This is a genomic window from Georgenia sp. (assembly GCF_054605595.1).
The window spans coordinates 1-5326 of sequence record NZ_JBTSDU010000171.1 but is presented as its reverse complement, the minus strand read 5'-3'; the positions used below and the strand labels follow the sequence as shown (position 1 = coordinate 5326).

Sequence of the window (5326 nt, the reverse complement as noted above, 5' to 3'; positions counted from 1 at the left end):
CCCGTTCTCGGTGGGCCCGACAGCCACGGGCCAGGCTGAGGGTGGCCCGCTGGTCGCCGTGATCTCGGTGCCGTCGGTCCTGGTGAAGCGCCACGCACCCGCGGCGCGCTCGATGGTGATCTCGTGCCGATGGACGAACTCGTGGTGGAACCAGCAGAGCAGGAGACCCAGCTCGGCCGCCGTCTTGCCGAAGTGTTCGTACCACCAGATCGAGTGGTGGATCTCCCCCTCGCCCGGCGGGGCGTCGCAACCCGGGTACTGACATCGTCGGTCGCGGGCGATGATCGCGCGGGTCTGGGCTGCGGTGAAGAGCCGTTCTTCGCGCCCGGCGTCGAGGATCTCGGAGTCGGAACCGAAGATCACACGGTGGAACGCGCCCTGGCACGCGAGCTGGGCCAGCAGCTGGTGCGGGATCGGTTCGCCGTCGATGAGCGTGGCCGCCTCGGCGCCCTTCAGGCGCGTGTAGTCGAGGGACCCGGGGATCACCTGGGGGATGCCCGGGATGTCGGCGTCGTCCGGGTCGCACGAGTGGATCTCGTGGGACGGTTCGCCGGCGTCGATGAGTCGCCGGAGGGTGTCGAGCGGGACGCTCACGGAGATGTGGGGTCGGATCCGGGCGCTGGGGCGCAGGGTGCCGGAGTCGAGAGACAGGTGCGAGAGCGAGACGAGGCTGTCCGCGCGGCGCTGCGCCGTCGTCCGTGTGTCGCCGGCGGCAGGGGTGCCGGTGCGGGCATCGAGGGCCACGAGCAGTGCCTGCCCGTTGACGGTCGTGAGCCAGCCCTGGACGTGGTAACCGCCCAGCGTCGGCGCGACGACGAGCTCCTGACGCTCGGACTCGGCCTTCCAGGACCGGTCGGCAGCATCCGGGTCCGTGCGGATGGCCCAGTGCTTGACCAGCCTGAGGAAGTCGGTGGCATCCATCGCAGTGGCCCGCTCGACGAGGAACTCCTCGCCCATCACGGGGTCGCGCAGCTGCGCACGCCGTTCGGGCGTGTCGACGGCGTGGCGGATCAGCGCGTCGACGTGATCGGCGCTGATCTCACCGTTCTCGAGCGCGCGGGCGGCAAGCGGGAGGACGTCCCGCAGAAGTTGGGACTGGCGCACCTGCTGAGCGGCCGTGGAACGGTGGCGCCCGGTCGCGTTGCGGTACCACGCGGTGAAGGTCCGAGCCCCGGTGTTGGCCCACGCGCCGTCCGCCTGAGCGGCCGCGATGACCTTGGCCCCCAAGGCCTCGATCTGCCGGCGCAGCGTCTCGACCCTGCCGACGGCGTCCAGCAGGTCACGTGAGCGGAGGCCGAGGAGGTCCGTCCCGTTCAGCCCGACGAGCAGGGCACTGGCCTGTTCAAGCCGTTCGGTCAGGGAGCTGAGGTCGACGGGAGCGCGGTCACCCGAGCCCGCGACAGGCACCGTGGCCATCTCGTCCCCCTTGCGTCTCCTGCCGGCTCCGTCGTCGACAACTAGCCTCACCATATCGAACGTACGTTCGATGACACAAGGGGATTGGCGAGATCCTGCCAAATCTGTGGACGGGGTGGCATCATCGCGACACGTCGTCGCGAGGCGGTGTCGGGTGTCGGTGCCGCCCCTCATCGACGGCGGCAGCCCTCAGCGGAAGTCACGCGAGGCGGAGGGCACCAACAGGCTCAGAGCATCGAGTCTGTCGGCGACGAGGTTGGTCACCCCGTCGCCACGTTCGAGCGTCCCGCGGACCACGAGCGCAGCGCTCGTGCGCGCCACCTGCCGGTGCCGTGCCCACAGGCCCGGGGAACAGACGACGTTGAGCAGCCCGGTCTCGTCCTCGAGGGACAGGAATGTCACCCCACCCGCGGTGCCCGGCCGCTGCCGATGGGTGACGACCCCGGCCACCCGCACCCGATCCCCCGGTGCGCAGCGGACCAGGTCGGCCACCGTCCGCACCCCGCCGGCCGCGAGGTCGTGACGGCGGAACTGGGTGGGGAACGAGTCCGGTGACACCCCCGTTGCCCACACGTCCGCCACCGCCGTCTCGACGTCGTCCATGGCGGGTAGACCGGGAGCCTGCACCCCGACGGCGGTCCCCGGCAGCGGCGGCTGGTACCAGGCGGTGCCGGGGCCCCCGCTCCCCGGGCCTTCAGCCCTTCGACCATCCGTTCCCCGACCATCGACCCCCGTGTCGCCGGCCGACCCCGCCCACCGGGGACGACTGGTGCGCCGCCTACCGTGCTCGCCGGCGAGCACTCCGGCGGCCCACAGGGCCTCCCGACGTTCCAGCCCGAAACACTCCATGGCGCCGGCCGTCGCCAGGGCCTCGAGCTGTGCGGCGGTGAGATCGACCCGTCGCGCGAGGTCCGCCAGGTCGGCGAACGGACCGCCCCGGTCCCGCTCGGTGACGATGTGCTCCGCCGTCTTCTCCCCCACCCCCCGGACGGGTGCCAGCCCCTGGCGCACCGCGAGGTGGGCGTGCGGATGGACGAGGCCGGCGACGTCGGGTGCGAGCAGGTCGGGGTCGACGGCGTCACCCACCGCCCGCCCGACGGCGTCACCCGCCACATGCTCTTCACTCACCCGCCGCTCGTCACGTGTCTGGTCCCACTCGACCTGCGCCCGCTCGACCTGGTCCCGGACGACCGACCCCTGCTCGACCTGCGCCTGCACCGCCGACGCGTTCACGTCCGCCCGCAGCACCTTCACCCCGTGCCGGCGGGCATCGGCGACCAGCGACTGCGGCGAGTAGAAGCCCATGGGCTGCGCGGCGAGCAGTGCGGCGTAGAACGCCTCGGGGTGGTGCACCTTCAGCCACGCGCTCGCATAGACGAGGTAGGCGAAGGAGAACGCGTGCGACTCGGGGAATCCGAAGTCGGCGAAGGCCTTGAGCTTGTCGTAGATGGCCTCGGCCACCTCACCGGCGACCCCGTTCTCGGCCATGCCCGCCACGAGCCGGGCGTGCAGCGCCTCCATGCGTTCGACGGACCGTTTGGAGCCCATGGCCTTGCGCAGCTGGTCGGCCTCGGCGGCGGAGAAGTTCGCGACGTCCATCGCGATCCGCATGAGCTGCTCCTGGAAGAGCGGCACCCCGAGGGTCTTGGCGAGTGCCGGCTCGAGCAGCGGATGAAGGTAGGTGACCTTCTCCCGCCCGAGGCGGCGGTTGATGTAGGGATTGACGGAATCACCCTGGATGGGCCCAGGGCGGATCAGGGCGACCTCGACGACGATGTCGTAGAACTCGCGCGGCCGCAGGCGCGGCAGGGTGGCCATCTGCGCGCGCGACTCGACCTGGAACACCCCCACCGTGTCCGCCGCGCAGAGCAGGTCGTAGACGGCCGGGTCCTCCTGGGGCAAGGAGTGCAGACCGAGCTCGTCGGCGTCGGTGGCGACGGCGTCACCGACGCTGCAGGCACCGGCACCGGCACCGGCACCGGCACCGGCACCGGCACCGGTCCGGCCGTCCGCGCCGTCGAACCAGTGCGCGTTGATCGCGTCGAAGGCCAGCCGCAGCGCCGTCAGCATGCCGAGCCCGAGCAGGTCGAACTTGACCAGGCCGGCGTCGGCACAGTCGTCCTTGTCCCACTGCAGCACGGTGCGTCCGGGCTTGGTGGCCCACTCGACCGGGCACACCTCGATCACGGGTCGGTCGCACAGCACCATCCCGCCGGAGTGGATGCCGAGGTGCCGCGGCAGGCGCAGCATCTGCTCGGCCACGTCGAGCACCTGGTCGGGGATGGCGCTCAGATCGTCGGCAGGAGCCGGGGCGCGCCCGTCACGGGTCACGCCGGCCGCGCCGCCGTCACCGTCGTCGGCCCGTCGCAGACTCCTCCAGCGCTCGATGCTCTTGGACCACGCGTCCTGCTGCCCGACGTCGTGGCCGAACGCCCGGGCGGCGTCGCGCACCGCGGACCGTGGCCGGTAGGAGATGACGTTGGCCACCTGGGCGGCGTGTTCGCGCCCGTAGCGGGTGTAGACGAACTGGATGACCTCCTCACGGCGCCCGGACTCGATGTCCAGGTCGATGTCCGGCGGGCCCGAACGGCCCGGGGAGAGGAAGCGTTCGAAGAGCAGCCGGTGCTGGACCGCGTCAACCGCGGTGATCCCCAGCGCGAAGCACACCGCGGAGTTGGCGGCCGAGCCCCGTCCCTGGCAGAGGATGCGCCGGTCGCGGCAGAACTGGACGATCTCGTGGACGATGAGGAAGTAGCCCGGGAAGTGCAGCCGTTCGATGATCTCCAGCTCGTGCTCGATCATCGCGTAGGCCCCGGCGATCCGCTCGGCCCCGGGCGGGCCGTAGCGGCCAGCGGCCCCCCGGTGGGTGAGCTCACGCAGCCAGGTGGCCTCGGTGTGCCCAGGCGGGACGGGGTGCGGGGGCAGGTCCGGCCCGACGAGCCGCAGGTCGAAGGTGCACTCGGCCGCGAGCGCCGTGGACGTGGGGACCGCGTCCGGGTGGCGATGGTGGCGGGCCGCCATCTCCGCCGCCGAGCGTAGGTGGGCCGGCGCCGCGGGGAGCCAGCCGTCGATCTCCTCCAGCGACACCCGGGCGCGGACGGCGGCCAACACGTCGGCGAGGGGCTGGTCCTTGGGTCGGGCACAGTGCACCGCCCCGGTGGCCACGAGTGGCAGGCCGGCGGCACGGGCGAGCTCGGCCAGGACGTCGTTGCGGGCCGAGTCGAGCGGAGAACCGGTGTCGGTGATCTCGACCGCGACGTTCTCCCGGCCGAACAGCGTGACCAGCCGGTCCAGTTCCGTGCCGGCCGCGCCCCGCCGGTCGGCGGACGACCCACCCGCCGCACCTGCGCCGTCGAGCGCTCGGCGCACCGCACCCTTGCGGCACCCGGTGAGCACGAGCCACTCCCCGCCACCCTGGGCGGCGAGATCCTCCAGGTCGTACGCCGCCCGGCCCTTGACCCCCGAGTCCAGGTGCCCGCGGGCGATCGCGCTCGAGAGATGGCGGTACCCCTCCGGGCCGCGGGCGAGGACGAGCAGGTGGGTGCCGTCGGGGTCGGGCCGCCCGGCCATCCCGGGGACGCCGCCGGGGCCCTCGTGCGCTCCCGCCCGGCCGGTGGTGCCGAGGTCGAGCTCGGCCCCCAGCACGGTGGGAAGGCCGAGAGCGCGGGCTGCCTCGGCCATGCGCACCACGCCGTACAGGCCGTCGTGGTCGGTCAGCGCCAGGGCGTCCAGGCCCAGGCGGTGCGCCTCGAGGGCGAGGTCCTCGGGGAGGTTCGCGCCGTCGAGGAAGCTGAAGGCCGAGTGCGCGTGCAGCTCGGCATACCGCGGTCCCATCACCCCTCCTTCATACGTACGTTCGAGTGTACGGGTTCCCACGGACAGGCGGACAGGCGGACAGGCGGGTGCGCAC

The 5326-nt window shown here is 72.5% G+C and carries 2 protein-coding genes; both read right to left on the bottom strand.

What is annotated here, in order from left to right:
- Window positions 1–1416: HNH endonuclease signature motif containing protein (locus tag ACYC1Z_RS14070; RefSeq protein WP_461410148.1), on the bottom strand; the 1416-nt coding region annotated here is incomplete at its 3' end.
- Window positions 1417–1605: 189 nt separating this feature from the next.
- Window positions 1606–5250, bottom strand: a complete 3645-nt coding sequence (locus ACYC1Z_RS14065; RefSeq protein ID WP_461410147.1) for an error-prone DNA polymerase — start codon at window positions 5248–5250, stop codon at window positions 1606–1608.
- Window positions 5251–5326: the final 76 nt, after the last annotated feature.

Coding starts and splice junctions, on each gene's coding strand:
- ACYC1Z_RS14065 (WP_461410147.1), bottom strand. CDS start 5,250: ATGGGACCGCGGTATGCCGAGCTGCACGCGCACTCGGCCTTCAGCTTC.